An 864-nucleotide genomic window follows, 5' to 3' on the forward strand; every position below is an offset into this window, starting at 1 on the left:
AATAGCTGAGCCATTGTTGTTTTTAATAAAGTCTATATTATTGATTTTCTTGTACAAAAATCACCTCGCGTGATAACTGGATATTAGCCCAGTGTGAGGGAATAGGGAAAAAAAGAGGGTGATAGATATAAGTTACTGTGTATTTGGCCAGTGGCGACGTTTCGGAGCCTGAGTATATCTGATTAATGAGATCAGATATATTATTGCTAAATTCTACAGTAGTATTAATCGCATTATTATTTGTTATGAAAGCACCTAAAATACCATTCTGAGCAGTTAAACTTTGCCTCAATATGGCACTATTGCTGTCCTCTCTATTCTTAGTCGATTTTACTGCTTCTGAAACCGCCAGATCTAAACTGGCAGAGATATAGAGCAAACGGCTTATCTCTGCACAGGAGAGTAACGTCAATAAAAATAGAACAAAGACTACCGTAAACTCAATAGTAACCGACCCCTCATTTGAACAGGAGAATTGCTCTCTCATCTTACTCATTTACGCACCTTTATCACTTAATCTCTCTTGCTGAAGGCTCTGAACTTGACTTAGGGCGAGTATTAACTCATCCGGGTCTTTAGCCATTTTTTCAGCAATAATGATTTTTTTTGCATAGGTTGTATCACCGAGTTGAATCAGTGAAAAGACCAGGTTATGTAACCTTAAAGAGCTTTTTTTACCCGCCAAATAATCAGGTAATAATATTCTCACTGCATCGCTATAACGGTTATCAAGCATTGCTACTACAGCAAGATTATTCATTGCCGTCTCATCAGGAATAAATAAGGCCCGCGATTTTTCAATAGCCACTTCTGCTTTACGCACTTTACCACTATTAGCCAATACAATTCCGTGTAAGTTGTGAG

Annotated in this window: 1 protein-coding gene and 1 pseudogene; both read right to left on the minus strand. The window is 37.6% G+C overall.

Going from position 1 to position 864, the window contains the following annotated elements:
• Positions 1–37: 37 nt before the first annotated feature.
• Positions 38–496 (minus strand): TadE/TadG family type IV pilus assembly protein, encoded by a 459-nt coding sequence (locus V1952_RS22125; RefSeq protein ID WP_420072500.1) that lies wholly within the window; start codon positions 494–496, stop codon positions 38–40.
• Positions 497–864: pseudogene (locus V1952_RS22130) on the minus strand (tight adherance operon protein); the annotation flags it as partial.

The organism is Yersinia sp. 2542 StPb PI, assembly GCF_048593855.1.
Lineage (GTDB): Bacteria > Pseudomonadota > Gammaproteobacteria > Enterobacterales > Enterobacteriaceae > Yersinia > Yersinia enterocolitica_E.

Bases quoted from the DNA above. Each gene is read 5' to 3' on its own strand.
- V1952_RS22125 (WP_420072500.1), bottom strand. From the start codon at position 496: ATGAGTAAGATGAGAGAGCAATTCTCCTGTTCAAATGAGGGGTCGGTT.